At 45.1% G+C, this 19,108-nt stretch carries 20 protein-coding genes; 8 read left to right on the top strand and 12 right to left on the bottom strand.

Going from position 1 to position 19,108, the window contains the following annotated elements:
- Window positions 1-2 precede the first annotated feature (2 nt).
- From NEJAP_RS15430 to aroQ, 11 genes are all read right to left on the bottom strand, one after another.
- Window positions 3-1,367 (bottom strand): tetratricopeptide repeat protein, encoded by a 1,365-nt coding sequence (locus tag NEJAP_RS15430; RefSeq protein ID WP_201348072.1) that lies wholly within the window; start codon window positions 1,365-1,367, stop codon window positions 3-5.
- Between the two features lie 217 nt (window positions 1,368-1,584).
- Window positions 1,585-2,868 carry a phosphoribosylamine--glycine ligase gene (gene purD / locus NEJAP_RS15425; protein WP_201348071.1) on the bottom strand — a complete coding sequence of 428 codons (1,284 nt, stop codon included), beginning with the start codon at window positions 2,866-2,868 and terminating at the stop codon, window positions 1,585-1,587.
- A gap of 54 nt (window positions 2,869-2,922) precedes the next feature.
- Window positions 2,923-4,509, bottom strand: coding sequence for a bifunctional phosphoribosylaminoimidazolecarboxamide formyltransferase/IMP cyclohydrolase (purH, locus tag NEJAP_RS15420; protein ID WP_201348070.1), 1,587 nt, complete (start codon window positions 4,507-4,509; stop codon window positions 2,923-2,925).
- A gap of 33 nt (window positions 4,510-4,542) precedes the next feature.
- Complete coding sequence (fis, locus tag NEJAP_RS15415; RefSeq protein WP_419197853.1) at window positions 4,543-4,830, bottom strand: DNA-binding transcriptional regulator Fis; 288 nt, start codon at window positions 4,828-4,830, stop codon at window positions 4,543-4,545.
- Between the two features lie 38 nt (window positions 4,831-4,868).
- Complete coding sequence (gene dusB / locus NEJAP_RS15410) at window positions 4,869-5,855, bottom strand: tRNA dihydrouridine synthase DusB (protein WP_201348069.1); 987 nt, start codon at window positions 5,853-5,855, stop codon at window positions 4,869-4,871.
- Between the two features lie 161 nt (window positions 5,856-6,016).
- On the bottom strand, window positions 6,017-6,451 hold the full coding sequence (locus NEJAP_RS15405; protein WP_268927858.1) for a DUF3426 domain-containing protein: 435 nt from the start codon (window positions 6,449-6,451) through the stop codon (window positions 6,017-6,019).
- 125 nt (window positions 6,452-6,576) lie between these two features.
- Window positions 6,577-6,924, bottom strand: a complete 348-nt coding sequence (locus tag NEJAP_RS15400; protein WP_201348068.1) for an MJ0042-type zinc finger domain-containing protein — start codon at window positions 6,922-6,924, stop codon at window positions 6,577-6,579.
- A complete protein-coding gene (prmA, locus tag NEJAP_RS15395; RefSeq protein WP_201348067.1) occupies window positions 6,921-7,814 on the bottom strand; it encodes a 50S ribosomal protein L11 methyltransferase in 894 nt (297 codons plus the stop codon). The genes NEJAP_RS15400 and prmA overlap by 4 nt, the downstream gene beginning before the upstream one ends.
- A 106-nt stretch (window positions 7,815-7,920) precedes the next feature.
- Entirely contained in the window at window positions 7,921-9,261 is a 1,341-nt protein-coding gene (accC, locus tag NEJAP_RS15390; RefSeq protein WP_201348066.1) for an acetyl-CoA carboxylase biotin carboxylase subunit, read from the bottom strand.
- A gap of 32 nt (window positions 9,262-9,293) precedes the next feature.
- Entirely contained in the window at window positions 9,294-9,752 is a 459-nt protein-coding gene (gene accB, locus NEJAP_RS15385) for an acetyl-CoA carboxylase biotin carboxyl carrier protein (RefSeq protein WP_201348065.1), read from the bottom strand.
- A gap of 55 nt (window positions 9,753-9,807) precedes the next feature.
- A complete protein-coding gene (gene aroQ, locus NEJAP_RS15380) occupies window positions 9,808-10,251 on the bottom strand; it encodes a type II 3-dehydroquinate dehydratase (protein ID WP_201348064.1) in 444 nt (147 codons plus the stop codon).
- A 298-nt stretch (window positions 10,252-10,549) separates the two neighbouring features.
- Here aroQ and NEJAP_RS15375 point away from each other — a divergent pair, with 298 nt between their 5' ends.
- Both NEJAP_RS15375 and NEJAP_RS15370 read left to right on the top strand, forming a co-directional pair.
- A complete protein-coding gene (locus NEJAP_RS15375) occupies window positions 10,550-11,575 on the top strand; it encodes a DUF2333 family protein (RefSeq protein WP_201348063.1) in 1,026 nt (341 codons plus the stop codon).
- A 16-nt stretch (window positions 11,576-11,591) separates the two neighbouring features.
- Entirely contained in the window at window positions 11,592-12,356 is a 765-nt protein-coding gene (locus NEJAP_RS15370; RefSeq protein WP_201348062.1) for a ParA family protein, read from the top strand.
- Between the two features lie 71 nt (window positions 12,357-12,427).
- On the opposite strand, the gene NEJAP_RS15365 is transcribed toward NEJAP_RS15370, so the two are convergent.
- Window positions 12,428-12,988, bottom strand: coding sequence for a hypoxanthine-guanine phosphoribosyltransferase (locus NEJAP_RS15365; protein ID WP_201348061.1), 561 nt, complete (start codon window positions 12,986-12,988; stop codon window positions 12,428-12,430).
- 206 nt (window positions 12,989-13,194) lie between these two features.
- Between NEJAP_RS15365 and upp the strand changes: the two genes are divergently transcribed.
- The 6 genes from upp to hutG all read left to right on the top strand — a co-directional run bounded on the left by upp (window position 13,195) and on the right by hutG (window position 19,095).
- Complete coding sequence (upp, locus tag NEJAP_RS15360; RefSeq protein WP_201348060.1) at window positions 13,195-13,821, top strand: uracil phosphoribosyltransferase; 627 nt, start codon at window positions 13,195-13,197, stop codon at window positions 13,819-13,821.
- A complete protein-coding gene (locus tag NEJAP_RS15355) occupies window positions 13,821-15,107 on the top strand; it encodes a uracil-xanthine permease family protein (RefSeq protein ID WP_201348059.1) in 1,287 nt (428 codons plus the stop codon). Before upp ends, NEJAP_RS15355 begins: the two co-directional genes overlap by 1 nt.
- A gap of 160 nt (window positions 15,108-15,267) precedes the next feature.
- On the top strand, window positions 15,268-15,864 hold the full coding sequence (locus tag NEJAP_RS15350) for a hypothetical protein (RefSeq protein ID WP_201348058.1): 597 nt from the start codon (window positions 15,268-15,270) through the stop codon (window positions 15,862-15,864).
- 128 nt (window positions 15,865-15,992) lie between these two features.
- On the top strand, window positions 15,993-16,700 hold the full coding sequence (gene hutC / locus NEJAP_RS15345; RefSeq protein WP_201348057.1) for a histidine utilization repressor: 708 nt from the start codon (window positions 15,993-15,995) through the stop codon (window positions 16,698-16,700).
- A gap of 183 nt (window positions 16,701-16,883) precedes the next feature.
- Window positions 16,884-18,161, top strand: coding sequence for an imidazolonepropionase (hutI, locus tag NEJAP_RS15340; RefSeq protein WP_236590958.1), 1,278 nt, complete (start codon window positions 16,884-16,886; stop codon window positions 18,159-18,161).
- A complete protein-coding gene (gene hutG / locus NEJAP_RS15335; protein WP_201348056.1) occupies window positions 18,154-19,095 on the top strand; it encodes a formimidoylglutamase in 942 nt (313 codons plus the stop codon). The genes hutI and hutG overlap by 8 nt, the downstream gene beginning before the upstream one ends.
- Window positions 19,096-19,108 lie beyond the last annotated feature (13 nt).

Genomic DNA, 19,108 nt, shown 5'->3' with positions numbered 1-19,108 from the left:
CGTTAAAGAGAGCGCTCTTCCTTGATACGCCATGCGTTGTTAACACGAGTCAGCAGGATCTGCTTTTTAGATGTGTCTTTAAAAGTATTGGATTGATATGTTTGGTTAAATGTCACTTTAGCCGTGTCGGCGTTGATTATTCTGGTACGGATATTATTTAGCTTAACCTTGATAAATGTGGGCTTTGTTAAGCGTTGGTTGCGCTGTGTTTGCCATGCATTATTTGATAATCCATTTAAAGGGCGAAAGCCTGCTGTATAAGCACTTAAATAGCCCGATACATTCTGCTTAGACCATGCCGAAGCCCAGCTGTTAATGTGGCTTACCGCTTCTTGTGCTAGCTGCTGTGTATTAACCGGTTTAATTGGTGTTGATGCTTCAACGATGACAGGGGCTTGAACCTTGGTTACTACTTTAGCTACGACAGGCTCTTTAGCTACAGGCTTTATGATAGCAGGTTTAGTAGCCATGGTTTTGGGGGGGGCGGGTTGTGCTGCTGCGATAATTGGCTGCGTCGCAGATACTGCTTTTATTGCTGCTAATTTATCGTTAGATACTATGGCGCTGGGTTGGTAGTTTAAGGCCGATGCGCTGTTGCCTGTGGTTCGTCGTAACATGACTAATTGAGGTGCGCTGCTTTTCTCATTTAAATCCAATGCGCGGTTATAAGCTTGTGAGGCAACAGTAGCATATAGCTCACGCAAGTTTTGATGTACCTGAGCATATGTCGGATGAGTACTGAATGCTTTTAGTAATGTCTCAATAGCGCGGCCATAGTCGCCTTGTCCTGCATAAAGAACAGCCAGGTTGTTGTAGACCTCTGGTGAGCTAGGGTAACGGGCAATGGTATTTTTTAGCAGTGCTTCTGCTTCCTTGAATTGCCCCATATTATTTAATACAAGGCTCTTTGTTAGCTTACCCTCAAGACTGTCTGGATGAGAGGCTAAAAAGCTGTTAACGGCAGACATAGCAGCACGGTGGTTCTTCTCACGCGACATTGCTTCAATACGCATCAATTCAGGATCAGTCGCTGATGGGTTTCTAACGGCAATACCCTGAGGGATTACTGCAGAGGGTGGGTTAGAGATATTATTTGCAGTACCTGTTGGTTCTTGTTCTTGTTGAAGCCATGCTTTTATTTCGGCAAGTTTACCTTCCATCCAGGCTTCATCAGTTGATGGTAGCGCTTTAACATCAATCATCTTTCTATCAGGGACTTGCTTATCCTGATCACAGGTATAATCAGTGCTAAAGCCACCGTTACGACAGTATTCACTGGTACTTGCATCTTGGCTGTCTGCGCTGCAACCAGTAGTGGCCATAGTGGCAGCAATAAATAGAGCAATATGTGTGCGTTTAATATCCATGAATCGCTGTCTTAGTCCGCTGAAGTGATCGCTTGATGTTTGTGCCATTATCGAAAAATGTAAATAACTGGCATACCGTGTGTTGTGTCGATTATAACCTGAATATTCAGGTGATGAGTAGCGTCTGAAAGTATAGTCAATTTTGCTTAATGGGTTGTTAATTTAGTAAAAACTAACTGTAAAAAAGCCACTCGAAAGTGGCTTTTAATCGATCAGATTATGACTGTTCTCTGGCAATAGCCCGATAAGCAATATCTGTTCTAAAATAAGCATCTTTCCAGCTGACTTTTTCTAGAAGCTGATAAGCTCGTTGTTGAGCTTGTGTGACGCTGTCACCCAGTGCGGTAACGCATAGTACACGCCCGCCTGCAGTAACAACATTGCCGTCAACTTCTTTAGTACCTGCGTGGAATACTTTAGTGCCTTCAGGCGTAGAAGAGGGGAGTGAAATAATGTCACCTTTTGGGTAGTCACCAGGGTAACCACCGGCTGCCATTACAACGCCTACTGCACTTCTTGGATCCCAGTCTGCCGTTGTTATGTCGAGCTTTTTAGCTAAAGCGGCTTGGCATAAGTCAACAATACTGCTTTTTAATCGAAGCATGATAGGTTGAGTTTCAGGGTCACCAAAGCGACAGTTATACTCAATGACCTTAGGTGTACCATCTGCCATGATCATCAGGCCAGCGTAAAGAAACCCAGTATACTCATTACCTTCTGATTTCATGCCGTTAACCGTTGGCATGATAACCTCATCCATAATGCGTTGATGGATATCTGGTGTAACTACTGGAGCAGGTGAGTAAGCACCCATGCCGCCTGTATTTGGCCCAGTGTCAGCGTTGCCAACACGTTTATGGTCTTGGCTGGTGGCCATACTCAGTACGTTGTCGCCATCAACCATAACGATGAAAGAAGCTTCTTCGCCATCAAGAAATTCTTCAATAACAACGCGGCTACCCGCATCGCCGAAAACGTTATCGGCTAGCATATCGCGAATAGCGGCTTCTGCTTCATCTAATGTCATTGCAACGATGACACCTTTCCCCGCGGCTAATCCGTCAGCTTTAATAACAATCGGAGCGCCTTTTTCACGAACATAAGCAAGAGCTGGCTCGATTTCAGTAAAGTTCTGATACCAGCCAGTAGGGATGCTGTGACGGGCTAAAAAGTCCTTGGTGAAAGCTTTAGAGCCTTCAAGTTGAGCCGCGCCTGCCGTTGGGCCAAAAATAGCTAAGCCAGCATTACGGAAGCTATCAACAACGCCTGCAACCAAGGGGGCTTCAGGCCCAACAATGGTGAGATCAATCGCATTGCTTTTAGCAAACTCGATCAAACCATCGATGTCCATAACATCAATAGCGACATTGTTCATTTTGTCTTCTAGAGCGGTTGCCGCGTTACCTGGAGCAATAAAAACATTGCTCACACGGTTGTCTTTTGCCGCAGACCAAGCCAGTGCATGTTCACGTCCGCCAGAACCAATAATCAATACTTTCATCTGAATCTACTCTTGTTTACTTGTGCAGCCCGAAAGCTGCACTGACGTTAATGATTAATGGCGGAAGTGACGCATGCCAGTAAAGACCATTGCCATGCCTGCTTCATTGGCAGCATCAATAACTTCTTGGTCGCGCATTGACCCACCTGGTTGAATAACCGCTTTAATACCCGCAGCGGCAGCGGCATCGATACCGTCTCTGAATGGGAAGAATGCATCGGATGCCATAACGGAACCTTTGACTTCCAAGCCTTCATCTGCTGCTTTAATGCCTGCAATCTTGGCGCTATATACACGGCTCATTTGGCCTGCGCCTATACCTATGGTTTGGCCGTTTTTGGCGTAAACGATGGCGTTCGATTTAACAAACTTAGCAACTTCCCAGCAGAATAATAGATCGCGAATCTCTTGCTCAGTAGGCGTAACTTTAGTAACAATTTTTAATTCAGAAGCGTTAACCATACCCATGTCACGGTCTTGGACAAGTAGGCCGCCATTAACGCGTTTGTAGTCAAAACCATGTGAACGTTCAGAATCCCATTCGCCGCATTCTAGTAAGCGAACATTCGGCTTAGCTGCAATGATATCTGATGCTGCCTGTGTTACTTTTGGAGCAATGATCACTTCAACAAACTGACGATCAACAATGGCTTGAGCCGTGGTTGCATCAAGCTCACGGTTGAAGGCAATAATGCCGCCGAATGCCGAAGTAGGGTCTGTCTGGAAAGCAAGGTTGTATGCGCTCAGAAGATCGTTACCAACAGCAACACCGCAAGGGTTAGCATGTTTAACAATAACGCACGCCGGTTCTCTAAATGGTTTCACACATTCTAGGGCTGCATCAGTATCAGCAACGTTATTGTAAGAAAGTGCTTTACCTTGTAACTGGCGAGCCGTGGCTACAGAGGCTTCGACGGGGTTGCTTTCAATGTAGAAGGCGGCGCGCTGGTGAGGATTTTCACCGTATCGCATGTCCTGCGCTTTTATGAACTGTGTGTTAAACGTTCTTGGGAAAGTGGCAGGTTCTTCAATATCGTCACTTTCAACAATAGCGCCTAAATAGTTAGCAATCATGCCATCGTATGCCGCCGTGTGCTCAAATGCTTGTACTGCTAAGTCAAAGCGAGTCTTATGAGAAAGGCCCTGGTTAGCAGTAAGCTCTTCGAGAACTACATCATAGCTACTAGCGTTAACGACAATAGCCACATCTTTGTGGTTTTTGGCCGCAGAACGAACCATAGTAGGGCCGCCAATATCAATGTTCTCGATAGCCATCGCTAGATCGCAATCAGGTCGTGCAATGGTTTCTTGAAACGGGTAAAGATTGACGATTACCATATCAATTGGATTGATACCGTGCTCGTTCATGATGGCATCATCTTTACCGCGACGACCTAAAATGCCGCCGTGAACTTTGGGATGCAGAGTTTTTACACGCCCATCCATCATTTCAGGAAAGCCGGTGTAGTCGGACACTTCAACTGCAGGAACTTGGTTGTCACACAGAAGTTTGTAAGTTCCACCTGTTGAAAGAATTTCAACGCCTTGTGCTTGTAGTGCACGTGCGAACTCAATGATTCCGGTTTTATCTGAGACACTAATAAGTGCTCGACGAATAGGAGTGTAGTTTTGCTCAGCCATTGGTAATGTCACTATCGTTGGAAATGAAAAAAATTACAGTAAGCCGTATTGTTTCAGCTTCTTGCGCAGAGTACCGCGGTTAAGACCGAGTAACTCGGAGGCTTTGGTCTGATTGTCTTTGGTATATGCCATCACTGTTTCAAATAATGGAGCTTCGATTTCTGCTAATACCATTTGGTAAACATCAGTAACAGGCTGGCCATCTAACTGTTTAAAGTAATGTCCCAGCGATGTATGAACACTGTCGCGTAACGTTTGGTGTTGTGTCTCTTCCTGAGATCCAGTTGCTCTGGTAAAAGCTATTGTTGAGTTTTCTTTAATATCCACAGTACTTATATACCTATACCCATTTACTTGAATCAGGCAGCTGCAATTGTCACATGAGCCTGTTTAAAATATTGCTCGATAGCGGCTACCTGTTCGATTGCTGATTCCAGTTGGTTGAAGTGAGCGCGAAAAGATACGCCTTTTGGCTGGTGATGCAAGTACCAACCAACATGTTTGCGGGCTATCCTAACGCCTAAATATTCACCATAGAATTGATGTAAAGCGGCTACATGCGAAAGAAGAGTATCTTTAACTTCTTTTAATGCTGGCTTCTCTAATCGTTCGTTATGGCGGAGATAATGATCGATCTCCTTAAAAATCCATGGGTTCCCTTGTGCTGTTCTGCCAATCATAACGGCATTTGCGCCGGTATGATTTAATACTTCTTTTGCTTTTTCAGGAGAGGAAATGTCGCCATTGGCAAACAGAGGTATTTCAATAATTTTTCTAACATTCGCGATCGTGTCGTACTCGGCTTCGCCTTTGTAGCCGCAAGCTCTGGTTCTTCCATGAATGGCGAGTGCTTGAATGCCTGAATCTTCAGCCATACGAGCGACCGTTTCGGCATTTTTTTGGTCGGTTGACCACCCCGTGCGTATTTTAAGAGTCACTGGGATATCCACCGCACTAACGACTGCTTGCAAAATGGACAGCACCAAAGGTTCATCTTTTAATAAAGCGGAGCCTGCTGCTTTGTTGCAGACTTTTTTTGCCGGGCAGCCCATATTGATATCAATAATCTGAGCGCCTCGTTCTGCGTTCATGCGAGCAGCTTGTGCCATCATGAGAGGGTCGCCACCGGCAATTTGTACCGAACGAGGTTCATCTTCGCCAGTATGGTTAAGCCGGTGAGCTGATTTGCGGCTATTCCATAAACGAGTATCAGAGGTCACCATTTCGGATACAACAAGACCTGCACCTAAGCGACGACATAGCTGCCGAAAGGGTTGGTCAGTAACGCCAGCCATAGGAGCAAGGATCACTTGGCTGTCGATGTTGTAGGGACCGATTTGGAACATGACATGCCTTAGTTGTCAGAAACAATAGTTAACCACTCTCCATAAAGGACAGTGAAATGTTTATTCAAGGGAAGGGCGTAATGATACTCCATTTGCGGCTGAGGCTCCACGACGTTTTGATGATTTTTTGATCATTCTTGTTTTTGTGGGTAAGCAGGATTTTAGTTGAAAATCATATTTAATTGATAGCCAACAGCTCGACGGCCGGGAGCCATTAGGTCGATCTGAATTTGAATGGGCTGTTTGCTGGGCATGAGTTGCTCGGGGAAAAGAGAGGTATTTATATACTCCTCGACCGCTAGGGTGCGCTGAGATGTTGTGCGGCCTTTTATATCAGTAAAGAGTAATTGTAATGTAGGAAAGGGTTGCGAAAAATTGGCAGTGTTTTCAAGTATCACGGAGACCCGGATTGCGTCGCGAAGCTCTTCGTGCGGCTGGATAATTAATTTTTTATTAAGAATAAGTTGAGATGCTTTTTTAGCGGGTAAGGGTAACTCAACAAGCGCATAAAGAGTTTTGTACACAGGTCTTAATAAATCTTGTTGGGTCCACTGGTCCTGCTTGAACCAAAGTATTTGGCTGATCAGTAGCGCTATCAGTGCAGCGATGCAAAGGTTGGTTATATATCGAAAAGGGGAGGGGGTTGCAACAACGACTTCTTCATGTTGCTCAATGTCGATGTGAGGGATGTTAAGCGACGCGGCATGCGGTGTTGCTGTTTTTAAGTTTTATTTTGGCGTATGCTTGAATGTAATGATGCTTGTGGCTGTATAGGAATGCTGGCAGGAGCCGGTTTTTTTGTTTGGGCGTGTGTTTTTTTACTGTCAATTTTGCGGAATTTTTGAACGGTAGTTTCATTCGCTTGTGTTGGTTGATTAACTACCGGTGACTTAGTTGACGATGGCTTTGCTGCGGATGGTTTGCTAGCAGCATCAATAGGTGTTGCATTAAAAACGTGTAAGCAGCTGCCGCAACGAACCATTCCGGCAGCTACTTTAAGCTGCCCTGTAGTAACGTTGAAATGGGTTTTGCAGGCTGGGCAGCAAGTATTTATAGAGCTTTCATTCATCGCTTCCTGCCGGTAATGCGGATCCACTCTTCTCGTTCAACAACAGGGTCTAGGTCGAACCACTCACCGTAGGTGTTTTGAATCTCTTCAGCTTGTTGGTTTAATAAGCCGGATAATGCGATGAGCCCGCCTTTGCGAACACGTTCAGCAAGAGTCGGGGCTAGTGCGGTGAGTGGTCCTGCTAAAATATTAGCGACCAAAACATCAGTTTCAACTTGTGGTGCGTTTTCAGGGAAATAGACATCCATAAGCTTATTGGGCAATTTGTTACGCAGTAAGTTATCGCGGGTGGCTTGCAATGCTTGTGGGTCAATATCAACAGAGGTCACGTGTGTTGCACCAAGTAAAAGAGATGCTATACCTAAAATTCCTGAACCACAGCCGTAATCAGTCACTGTTTTATTATTAAGTTCTTGGCTATCTAGCCACTCAAGGCACAGCGCGGTAGTTGGGTGTGTGCCAGTACCGAAGGCTAAGCCAGGATCGAGCATAAGGTTGACTGCTTGAGGATCGGGTACATCTCTCCAGCTTGGGCAGATCCATAGGCGCTTACCAAACTGCATGGGATGATAGTTTTTCATCCACTCACGTTCCCAATCCTTGTCTTCCAAAATTTCAGCCTTGAAAGGAGGGAAGGGCGAGTTATCAAAAATTTGCTTATGTGCTTGTCTAATAAAATCTTCGGTTATTTGAACGTCGTGTTCAGCTGCAAATAAACCCGTAATAGTGGTGTGTTGCCATAGAGGGGTAGTGCCTAAGTCTGGCTCAAAAATAGGCTGGTCTGCGCTGTCTTCGTAAGTAACGGCGGCGCATCCTGCAGCTAGGAGAATATCTTCGAATTGTTCTGATAATTCGGGTTTGATTTCCATTTTGAGTTGAAGCCAAGGCATAGTATATAAAATCCTCATTCGAACAGTTAAGTAAAGTATTGCGCAAAAATTCCCTTGTGAGAACAAAAAAGCCCGCGGTGCGGGCTTTAAAAGTGAAAATGGATATTTACATATCTAGTTTCTTTTCAAGATAATGAATATTCATTCCGCCTTCAATAAAGTGGGCGTCACGAACAATCTCTTGATGCAGGCCGATATTGGTACGAATACCTTCAACCAACATTTCATCTAATGCATTTTTCATACGGGTAAGAGCCGTTTCGCGGTCTTCTCCGTAAGTGATGAGCTTAGCGATGAGTGAATCGTAATGTGGTGGCACTGTGTAGCCATCATATAAGTGTGAATCAACACGTACGCCGTTACCACCAGGCGCATGAAAATGAACAACTTTGCCTGGGCTTGGTAAGAATGTTTTAGCATCTTCAGCATTGATACGACATTCAAATGAATGTCCACGGGCAACAATGTCTTCTTGCTTATAAGAAAGCGGAAGGCCTGCCGCAATACGTAGCTGTTCTTTTACGATATCAACACCAGTAATCATTTCTGTTACTGGGTGCTCTACCTGAACACGCGTGTTCATTTCGATGAAGTAAAAACCACCGTTCTCGTACAAGAACTCAAAAGTGCCGGCGCCACGATAACCAATCTTGATACAAGCATCTACGCAAGACTGTAAAACCTGACGACGTGCTTCAGGATCAATTTGTGGTGCTGGTGCTTCTTCAACGACTTTTTGATGACGGCGCTGCATTGAACAGTCGCGATCATATAGGTGAATCGCATTACCTTGGCCGTCTGCTAATACCTGAATCTCCACGTGACGTGGATTTTCAAGGAATTTTTCCATGTAGACAGTTGGGTCGCCAAATGCCGCTGCGGCTTCAGATTGCGTCACGTGAATAGAACTAATAAGTGAGGCTTCAGAATGAACCACGCGCATGCCGCGACCACCGCCGCCTGATGCTGCTTTGATAATGACTGGGTAGCCAATACGTTTAGCAATAGCGTGAATCTTGTCAGGATCAGTTGGCAGCTCGCCGTCAGAACCTGGCACCGTAGGTACACCCGCTTCTCTCATAGCGGCAATAGCAGAGACTTTGTCACCCATTTTGCGAATAACATCGCCAGTAGGGCCGATAAATACAAAGCCTGACTGCTCTACTTGGTCTGCAAATGCAGCGTTTTCAGCTAAGAAGCCATACCCTGGGTGGATAGCGGTAGCATCAGTCACTTCTGCTGCGCTTATAATTGCAGGGATATTTAGGTAGCTCTTTGCTGAGGACGCAGGGCCAATACAAACAGCCTGATCGGCCAGTCGTACATGCATAAGGTCGCGGTCTGGCTGAGAATGGATGGCAACGGTTTTTATGCCGAGCTCTTTACAGGCTCTCAGAATGCGCAGAGCAATCTCGCCACGGTTGGCAATAACAACTTTTTCCAGCATCTGGTTAAGTTCCTTTAGCTATATTCGGGCAATTAAACAATAGTGACCAATGGCTGATCAAACTCTACTGGCTGGCCATCTTCGATCAAAATAGCTTCAACAATACCTGATTTATCAGCTTCAATCTGATTCATCATTTTCATAGCTTCGACGATACAGATAACTTCACCGGCTTTAACGTGCTGGCCGACTTCGATGAATGCAGGTGAGCTAGGAGATGCTGAACGGTAGAAAGTTCCGACCATTGGCGAACAGACGACGTGACCGTTTTGCTTAGCTTCTGCAACAGGTGCGGCAGCAGGTGCCGTAGCTACAGGTGCAGCAGCGGGTGCTGGAGCATAGCCTTGAGGAGCCACAGGCATTGCATATTGTGGCTGAACGCTAGAGGCTCGGCTGATACGTACCGACTCTTCGCCTTCTTTGATTTCGATTTCGTTAATATCGGATTCTTCCAGAAGTTCAATCAGCTTTTTTACTTTGCGGATGTCCATTCTAATCTCATTCTCTCAATATAAAGCGGGATACAAATTCGCTTTGTGTTCGGGTTCAGGTGATTTCTGTCAGTTTTATTGCAGAACTCAACGCATAATTATAGCCATCAACGCCTAAACCACAAATGACGCCTTGGGCGACATCGGATAGGTAGGAGTGGTGTCGAAAGGTTTCACGAGCATGTACGTTTGATAAATGAACTTCGATAAAAGGGATATCGACCCCTAATAACGCATCTCTGATCGCTACACTCGTATGAGTATAAGCGGCCGGATTAATAATGATGAAGTTCACCTTGTCTTCGCGTGCTTGATGAATTCTATCAATGAGTGCTGATTCGGCATTGCTTTGATAGTAATCAAGCTCATGGCCCGCAAGTAATGCCCTCTGTCGCAAATCTATCTCTATCTCCTGTAGCGTCGTTGAACCATAGACTTCAGGTTCGCGGGTGCCCAATAAATTAAGATTAGGGCCGTTTAGAAGTAGAAATTTGGACATTGATTAATGCCTTATCTGCAGTGAGTTCATGATGTTTGTAAACTGGTTAGGTAGTTTGCATGAAAGCTGAATGAGTGTCCAGAAATTGGTTGTTTATTTGCAGGATTGCAGCCGTTAGACGACGTTCGTTGCTATTTTATTTGTAGTGACTGCTAATGCCTGACTAATTCAGGGGGTATTAATATTAAGTTTGGAGAGTGTTCTTACCTCATTAGCCTTATTGATTATAGTGTCTAAATGAGTGATAGTGCGGTGCAGCACAGAAAGATTACGGTTTCAGGTTAAATGAGAGGTGGTTTTGGATAAGTTACAGCAGATCTGGTTAACCTTTTGGGATGCTTTAAGCGAAAAAGTTGGCGGTGGCCGAATTTTCAAAGGTTTTTTGTCATTCGTCGTTATTTATCTCTTCATTGCCGCAGCGGTAGGGATTTATTGGAGCTGGGAGCCAGATTCAATAGAAGTGCAAGCCATCAGCACAGAGAGCCCAGTAACGGGTGTAGGTACAACCGGTGCTTTGGTGGGTGTTGTGCAAACGCTATTAGAAAAACCAGGTGGCTACCTGAGTAATGACCGAACACCTCCAGGTGTATGGTTAGATAATATGCATAATTGGGAGTTTGGTGTATTGGTTCAGGCGCGTGATATGGCCAGAGCAATGCGTAAAGACTTCAGCCGTTCGCAGTCACAGTCGACAGAAGATACTGATCTGGCTTCTGCAGAACCGATGTTGAACTTCAATAACAATAGTTGGTTGTTCCCATCAACAGAAGCCGAATACAAAAAAGCGTTAACGGGCTTAAATAGCTATTACGCGCGCTTGCAAGACCCTCAGCAGCAAGATGCACAGTTCTATGCACGTGCTGATAACTTAAATAACTGGTTGGGTGATGTTAGTACGCGCCTAGGTAGTTTGTCTCAACGTTTAAGTGCCAGTGTTGGCCAAAAACGTTTGAACACTGATTTAGCAGGCGATGAGTCGGCTCAACAATCGACTTCTTCAGATCAGGATATAGAAATTAAGACATCTTGGTTTGAGCTGGATGATGTTTTTTATGAAGCGCGCGGCACTTCATGGGCGCTTATTCAATTATTGAAAGGTATCGAGCAAGACTTTGGGCCTGCACTGGATAAGAAGAATGCACGCGTAAGCTTGCTGCAGATTGTCCGTGAGCTTGAGTCAACACAGGGAGCTATTTGGAGTCCTATGATTCTAAATGGTAATGAGTTTGGGTTTCTGGCAAATCACTCATTGGTAATGGCGTCTTATATTTCACGTGCAAACGCCGCTATTATTGATCTTCGTGAATTGCTGTCTCAGGGATAATAATAAGGAAAAGTTAATGATACGCGTTGTTTTTAATCAGAAAGGTGGTGTAGGTAAATCCAGTATTACATCTAATTTAGCAGCTATAAGTGCTGCTAAAGGTTTGAAAACGTTGGTGATTGACCTAGACCCTCAGTGTAATTCTACTCAGTATATTTATGGTGCTGGGAGTGATGAGTTAACGCAGGACGTGAAAGCCTTTTTTGAACAAACATTAACTTTTCAATTAAAGCCTCAGGGAGCAGAAGCGTTTATTCATGCAACACCTTATGAAAATTTGTTTCTTATTCCGGCTAACCCCGATGTTGCTGACCTTCAAACTAAACTAGAAACTAAACATAAAATCTATAAGTTAAAGGAAGCGCTTGAAAAACTGGACGATTTCGATGCAGTCTATATCGATACTCCACCGGCTTTTAACTTCTTTACCTTGTCGGCACTAGTGGCTGCTGAGCGTTGCTTAATCCCGTTTGACTGTGATGAGTTTGCTCGCCATGCACTTTATTCACTGTTGGATAATGTGAATGAAACGCGTATGGATCACAACGAAGCCTTAGAAGTTGAAGGTATTGTGGTTAATCAGTTTCAGCCAAGAGCATCTTTGCCAAGCAAAATGGTAGCGGAACTACAGGCTGAAGACTTACCGGTGCTAAATGCTAAAATATCATCATCTGTGAAAATGCGAGAGTCGCATAACGTATCCATACCTTTGGTTCATTATGCGCCTAAGCATAAGTTAACTCAGGAATTTGTAGGTTTGTTTAACGAGCTACATCCTTAAGCTTATTCACAGCTAAATAAAAAAACGGAGCACTAGGCTCCGTTTTTTTATGATGTGTATTTTTCTAGGCGTTACATACCTCTCACAGCAAAGATGCCGGGGGCGTTACGCCAGTAACCGTGGTAATCCATGCCGTAACCAAAGATGTATCTGTCTTCGACTTCTAAGCCGACAAAGTCTGCCTTTAAATTTTCGCGTGCTTTACGGTCATGGAGTTTATTAACCAGTACAGCAGAGTGGACTTCAGTCGCACCATTTTTATGACAGTAATCAATAATCTCTGCCAAGGTGTGACCTTCATCAAGAATATCATCAAGAATTAAAACGGGGCGGCCATTAAAGTCGATCATGGGAGCGACTTTCCATTCTAGTTCGTGCCCTGATGTTCCATTGCGGTAGCGAGTCGCGTGCATGTAACTTGCCTCTAAGGGAAAGTCTAATTTTGTGATGAGTTTGCCGCCAATAACTAGGCCGCCATTCATTACTGTAAATACTACCGGATTACGCTCGGCTAAGGATGAAGTGATCGCTTCGGCCATGTTGCTTATAGCAGTTTCAACCGCGTCTTCGCTGAAGAGAAGGTCGGCTTCACTATAGATTTTTTTAATATGGTCAATATCTGTCTTAGGCATACTGGTGATCACTATCGGCTACTCATAAATAAGCATTTTGAATGGAATAATAGGAAATTCTGTTCAAACGATACTGATCAAAGCGAAAAAGGGCAAGTTCCAGTCATCAAATCATGACATTAGAGTCAGGTTTCGTTACTCTTTCGACCTATGGATAACGAATAGATCAAGGTGCCTGGAAGCGCACCGAACAGTGAGAAGAAATTATGAGCGTCCTCGAGATAAAACACCCGTTAGTGCGTCACAAATTAAGTTTAATGCGCGTTGCATCCGTTAGTACTAGAAGTTTTCGACAGTTAGCGGCAGAAGTGGGCGCTCTTTTGACCTATGAAGCAACCAAAGACCTCGAGCTTGAGGAGCATGATATTGACGGTTGGTGTGGCCCGATTAAAGGAGAGCAGATTAAAGGGAAGAAGTTCACAGTAGTGCCTATCCTACGTGCAGGTATTGGAATGCTAGATGGCGTTTTGGATCTTGTGCCTAGTGCAAAGATTAGCGTAGTGGGTTTGTATCGTGATGAAGAAACACTAGAGCCTGTGCCTTATTTTGAAAAGCTTGCGCATGATATTGAAGAGCGTATGGCACTGATTGTTGACCCTATGCTGGCGACAGGCGGTTCGATGATCGCAACCATCGATATGCTTAAAGCAGCAGGATGCACCAGCATTCGGGCACTTATTTTGGTGGCTGCGCCAGAGGGCATAGCAAAGGTACAAGCTGCGCATCCTGATGTCGATATTTATACCGCTTCCATTGATAGTCATTTGAATGAGAACGGCTACATCATTCCGGGCTTGGGCGATGCTGGCGATAAAATATTTGGTACAAAATAATGAACTCAAATGAACCGATGTGGAAGAGTGCCCTAGCGGGTTCTCAAATGTTATTTGTGGCTTTTGGTGCTCTTGTATTAATGCCATTGTTAACTGGCATGGATCCTAGTGTGGCATTGTTTACTGCTGGCTTAGGTACCTTGCTGTTCCAATTTGTTACCAAGCGCAGTATCCCTATATTTTTGGCGTCTTCTTTTGCCTTTATTGCACCGATTCTCTACAGCGTACAAACTTGGGGTATGTCGGACACACTCGGTGGTTTGCTAGCGGCGGGTATTGTTTACATGCTGTTAGGTGCACTGGTTAAGCTAAGAGGTGTGGGTTTCTTGCATCGCTTAATGCCGCCTGTAGTAACGGGTCCGGTTATCATGGTGATTGGGCTTGGCTTAGCACCGGTTGCAGTGAATATGGCGATGGGGAAAACCGGTGATGGCGCTATCGAGCTGTTTCCCTATGTGGATGCGATGATCGTTTCCATGAGCGCTTTGTTTACAACGCTGATTGTGGCGTCTTACGCCAAAGGTCTCTTTCGCCTTATTCCCATTCTATTTGGTGTGCTAGTGGGTTATAGCGTTGCCGCTTTTATGGGCATGGTGAATCTTGATGCTGTTAATGCGGCGCCTTTGTTGGCCGTTCCTGAGTTTGTTTTCCCTACGCTTAATTGGGCCACTATTCTGTTTATGATACCGGTATCCATTGCGCCTGCTATTGAGCATGTTGGTGATGTGCTGGCTATCAGTAATGTGACAGGTAAAGATTACGTTAAAAAGCCTGGTTTACACCGCACCTTATTTGGTGATGGTTTGGCAACATCTGCTGCCGCTATGTTGGGTGGGCCACCAAACACGACCTACTCAGAAGTAACCGGTGCCGTGATGCTGACGAAGACCTTTAACCCTGTTGTTATGACATGGGCGGCTGTGATCGCTATTTTGATGGCGCTTGTTGCTAAGTTTGGTGCTGCGTTGCAGACCATCCCTGCGCCCGTTATGGGTGGTATTCTTATCTTACTATTTGGCTCGATTGCGGCTGTGGGTTTGAATACACTTATTAAAGCACGTGTGGATCTAACCCAGCAGCGTAACCTAGTGATTGTGGCTACTGTACTGGTATTTGGTATTGGTGGAATGGCGATTGGAGGAAATGATTTCAGCTTGCAGGGCATTAGTTTGTGCGGTGTTGTAGCGATTCTTCTAAACTTGATCTTGCCTAAAGAGCAGCCAGAAAGTGATGATCTACATGAAGAGAAAGCGGTTGTAGATGATCTGATTGACCATGCTCGTTAAGCTTATCTATTAGCTTTGCAGTAACTCTTTAAAACCCTGCCTATGCAGGGTTTTTTATTGGCAATAATAAATCAGTACTCAAGTACCATAGTCAGGCTTGTGCAAAGGGGTTACCGTTTTTAGCAGCATATCAAAACGTTTCTAAGCAAGGTGGTAGGCTATGTTTGGCTTAACGGTGAGTAATAAAGTACTTGTTTCATTGTCCATTTTCTTAAGCGGTTTTACCGCGAATACGCTGCAGGCTGAACCCCAAAAAATAATGTCAGCGGCAGCGTTACAGGGTGTTAAGTCAGTATCGTTGCTGGACAAAAACGGCCAACGTACTGTTATTGGCTCTATAACCTTTACTCAAAAAGAGGACGGTAGCGAATACCAATTAACGCTTGAGCGTGAGCAGTTTCGTGATTACTTTCTTTCTATGAAAGAGATGAAATGCCTAGAAGGCCCTGAGCTTTGGTGCCATTTGGCTTATCCCTATCAGCAGCCGCATAAGGTGACTGTGGATAACCTTCGTTGGTTGGAACATGACTTGCTCTTTATGTTTAAGACTCCTAAAGAGTTTGGGGCAAATTTTTGGAATGGCATCTACTACAACATGCAGGTTGAGAATGGGATTATTACAGGTGAAGCACAGGCTGTTGATCTAAACGTTCTCGCATCTCCACCAGATGATCTTAGCGTACCTCCGGTAGGTGAAGCAGAGCTTGATGAAGTTGATAGAGATAAGCGCTGGTTGCCGATGATTGAAATTCGTTAATTAGCGCCGTATTACACGAATAGATGTTTACAGAAGGTGCGACTCCCTTGCATCTTCTTTCCTCGTAAGAGTATGATTTTACGCTATTGTTAATAAAATATTTCGTACCCTTACAAAGAGCTTTTCGTTTGAGCAGCAAAATTCCTCGTTATCAGCAAATTAAAAACTTCATTCTTGATGCGATCGAGAAAGGGGATTACCTCCCACATAGCCAGATCCCAACTGAGCATGCGTTGGCCGATCAGTTTGCTGTTAGCAGGATGACCGTTAACAAGGCCATTCGTGATTTGGTGCAAGTCGGCTTGTTAATTCGTACTGCTGGACAAGGCACTTATGTCACAGATCTAAAAGCGGAGTCTCCGCTACAAAATATTAACAATATTGCTGATGAGGTGCGTAGCCGAGGACGCCAATACCACAGTGTGGTGATTCGCTTAGAAGAGCAAACGGCTCATGAGTGGGTAGCCGTGCAACTGGGAGTGAGGGTTGGAACCTCTGTTTTTCATTCGTTGATTGTTCATTACGAAGATAAGATGCCGCTGCAATTAGAAGAGCGTTATATTAATCCAGACTGGGCTCCAGAGTACCTTGCACAGGATTTTACTCAGTGCACACCAAACGAGTACCTAAACCAAAATTGCCCGCTGACCGATGTTGAACATATTGTTGAAGCTATTATGCCCGATGCCACTGTAGCTGAGTTGTTAGAGATGAAACAAACAGAACCTTGTTTGTTATTACAACGCCGAACTTGGTCTAAACAACACTTGATTAGTTTTGCGCAGTTAACCCACCCGGGTAGCCGTTATAAGTTGCGCTCTCAAGCCCACCTATAGACCTTATTTATAAAACAATTATTTGTATATACAAATGTAAATCTAGCCCTTTATTTCTCTGATAATACATAGAGATTTAGGCCAGTTTATGTCCATTTTTTCATCATTTTTAAGTATCTTCTCATTTGACGCTGAGGTTTATCTGCTGTATTTGTATATACAAATGATCTTTTGTGACTAACAATGATAATGAATGACTTTCGTGATGCCGATAAAATTTGGCTTGATCTTGATCTAGCGACGATGTCGAACAGCACCGCTAGCTCTAACCTTGCTACCAGCTTTGTTGGTTACTCTCAAGGATATGGGGTGCGGCAGGGTATGGCGTTGGCGGTTAAAAATGGCCGTATCAGCGCGATTGCGCCAATGGTTGATATAGATGAGGCGTTATTGCCCACAGCCAACATTGCAGGACGCGGAGGCTGGATGACACCCGGCTTGATCGATTGCCATACGCACTTAGTTTTTGCAGGTAGTCGTGCTCAGGAGTTTGAACAGCGCTTGCAAGGTGTGCCGTATGAGCAGATAGCAAGGGACGGTGGAGGGATTCTCTCTACGGTTCGCGCTACTCGTGAGGCGTCTGAACAGCAGCTATTTGATTTAGCTGCACCGCGCTTGCGCGCCTTGATGAGTGAAGGTGTTACGACGTTAGAGATTAAATCGGGTTATGGCTTAACGCTTAAAGATGAGCTCAAAATGTTACGGGTTGCACGCCAGCTAGGTGAGGCTTTCCCTATACAGGTGCGTACCACATTACTGGGAGCTCATGCGCTTGCGCCCGAGTTTGCAACTAATAGCGATGCTTATATTGATCTGGTGTGTGAGCAGATGATACCGGCGGCGGCTGAGCAAAAGCTTGCCGATGCTGTAGATGTTTTCTGCGAAGGGATCGGTTTTTCGCCTGCGCAGTGTGGGCGGGTATTCAAAGCGGCTAAAAATTATGACCTTGCGATTAAAGGTCATACCGAACAGTTGTCAGATTTAAAAGGCTCGCAATTAGCGGCCAGCTACGGTGCATTATCGGTAGATCATTTGGAATACCTTGATGCCAATGCATTACAACCTATAGTGGAGAATGGCACGGTTGCTGTGTTGTTGCCGGGGGCTTTCTATTTTCTACACGAAACAAAATTACCGCCTATTCAAGCATTACGTGATGCCGGTATTCCTATGGCTGTTGCGACCGACTTTAACCCCGGTACCTCTCCTTTAGCCTCTTTGCGATTAATGATGAACATGGCGTGTACCTTGTTTCGTTTGACACCAGAAGAAGCCTTGGCCGGCGTAACCTTCCATGCAGCAAAAGCACTGGGGTTGTCTGACGACAGCGGGCGGCTAGTGGTAGGCGCTCCGGCTGACATGCTGCTGTGGGATATAAAACACCCCTCAGAGTTAGCGTATCAAATAGGCGTGCCCGCCCTTAGACAGCGTATTTATCAGGGAGAAACTTCTTATGTTTAAAGTACCCGATATGAGTGTTTGGATTGGCCGCGAAGATTCCCTTGAAGGCGATTTAGGTGCGCGTTGGCACCAGCAAGTGAGTGCTTGGCATGAAGGAGCAGAGCCCGGTGTGGCTCTGTTTGGTTTTCCTTGCGAGCAAGGTGTAGCGCGTAACTTGGGGCGTATCGGTGCCAAAGTAGGTCCGCTGGCGATCCGACGAGCCTTGGCATCCCATGCATGGCACATGACAAAGCCTGTTTATGATGCCGGGGATATTCGTTGTGATGATTGTGATTTGGAATCGGCACAACAGCAGTTAGGTGATTGTGTAAAGCGCTTGTTAGAAGAGCAGCAATTCCCAGTAGTGATGGGTGGTGGGCATGAAGTGGCCTATGGCAGTTGGCAAGGACTCAACCTTTTTGCACGTGAGCAAGTAAAGCTCCCTGTTATTGGCATTATCAACTTTGATGCGCATTTTGATCTGCGCGCTTATGAACAAGTGGGCAGCTCAGGAACGCCCTTCAAGCAGATAGCGGACCAATGCTCAGCACAAAATACGCCGTTTCATTACTGCTGCTTTGGTGTTGCGCAAAGTGCTAATACACAGGCATTGTTTAAACGTGCCGATGCGCTTGATGTGAGCTATCGCTTGGATGAGCAGATGGGTGTTGCCTGTTTAACAGAAGCTAAACAGCAACTCGCAGCCTTTATCAAAGAGTGCGACTGGCTGTATTTGACCATTGATCTTGATGTATTGCCTGCGGCAGTAGCACCAGGGGTCAGTGCCCCGGCGGCCCGAGGTGTTGAGTTAGAAGTGATTGAAGCATTGATAATCGACATAAAAGCCAGTGGCAAGTTGAAGCTGGCTGACATCGCCGAACTTAACCCCCAACTCGATATTGATCAGCATACAGCGCGAACCGCTGCACGTTTGCTGGGTTTGATCGCCCGCTAAACGATTAAATAAT

The sequence above is a fragment of the Neptunomonas japonica JAMM 1380 genome, assembly GCF_016592555.1.
GTDB lineage: Bacteria > Pseudomonadota > Gammaproteobacteria > Pseudomonadales > Balneatricaceae > Neptunomonas > Neptunomonas japonica_A.
The sequence above is the reverse complement of the archived record's forward strand: the minus strand, read 5'-3'. Positions and strand labels throughout refer to the sequence as shown.